General features: G+C 66.7%; 2 protein-coding genes. Both read right to left on the reverse strand.

Going from position 1 to position 1245, the window contains the following annotated elements; genetic code table 11:
* The coding region (locus J3P36_RS16020) for a hypothetical protein (protein ID WP_210509258.1) at window positions 1-516 on the reverse strand (516 nt) is incomplete at its 3' end.
* Window positions 497-1245, reverse strand: a 749-nt coding sequence (locus tag J3P36_RS16025; protein ID WP_210509259.1) for a hypothetical protein, incomplete at its 5' end; no start/stop codon positions are given. The genes J3P36_RS16020 and J3P36_RS16025, both read right to left, overlap by 20 nt.

Below are 1245 nucleotides of genomic sequence, written 5' to 3' on the forward strand. Positions count from 1 at the left end.
GAAGCCTTGGAGGACGAAGCCGGGCGGGACCGTGTCGGCGATGTAGTCGGTGTTGGGCACTCCGACGTACTGCAACCCGAACTGAGCCACCGAGACCACTGCGGCGACGGTCATCACGTACACGTAGAAGCGGAACACCGACGTGATCACCGCCTGCCCGACCCGGGCCACGAACAGGGCTGGAATGTAGAGCAGCAGCAGCAGGCCGAGCGAGAGCACCGAGGGCAGAAGACCCACCATCACCTGCGCCAGCGTGCACACCAGTGCAGTGAGCCACATGACCGCCACCAGCGATGCCCGCAACGGATCGATGACGAACACACCCCGCCAGACCGCGACCGCGACGATCGCCAGCCCCACCGGCAGCAGCAACGGAACCTGGCCACCGCCGAAGGGCACCGCGAAGCGCTGCAGCAGGATGATGGCCAGCAGGAACAGCTTCAGATAAGCCGCTCCCTCATTCACCCCCGACAGCAGATGCCGCCCACGGCCACGGTCAAGGACGGGCAGGGCCACGCAACCTCACGAACCGCATCAGCAGCAGGACCGCCACCCCGACCAAGAACCCAAGGCCGGCACCCACGATCCCGAGCGTCACCGCCGACGCCGACGACGGCTCGGCCGGCAACGACGCCGGCTCCAGCACATCGACCGGGCTCGGCACCGCGGCCGCCTTCGCCGTCAACAGCGCCTGCTGCGAAATCAGCCCGGCCAACTGAGTCGACAATCCCGACGCCAACGGATCACCCGACCCCACCGTTCCCAACGCCGCACGCACTTGGTCGATCTGAACCTGCACCAGGGCAGCCTGGGCAGAGAAATCGTTGGCCAGCCCCGAAGAAACCGCCGTCACATACGAATCGAGCACCGCCTGCACCTGAGCCTGCGCCGCGTCCGCCGACGCGGCCTGCCCACGAACTGTCAGCAGGTTCCCGTCCACCGACACTGCGAACGTCTCACGCAAATCGACCAGGTCCACCCCCAGCGACTCGCTCACCGGAACCAGAACCGCATCCGACATCAACCGAACCGCCTGCTGTTGGCTCTGCCCCTCCAACGACAACACATCCGGCGCATACGCCGAGGCATCCGTCACCCGCAGCTGAGCCGGATCCCACGCCAGCCGGGCCTCACTGGTGAACTCCGCCCCCCGAGCAGAACCACCCACAAACCCACCGACGCCACCCAACAACGCCAGCACAACCACAACAACAACCGCCCACAGCCCCCGCAACAGCACACCTC

This window comes from Naasia sp. SYSU D00057 (genome assembly GCF_017916505.1).
Classification (GTDB): Bacteria; Actinomycetota; Actinomycetes; order Actinomycetales; family Microbacteriaceae; genus Naasia.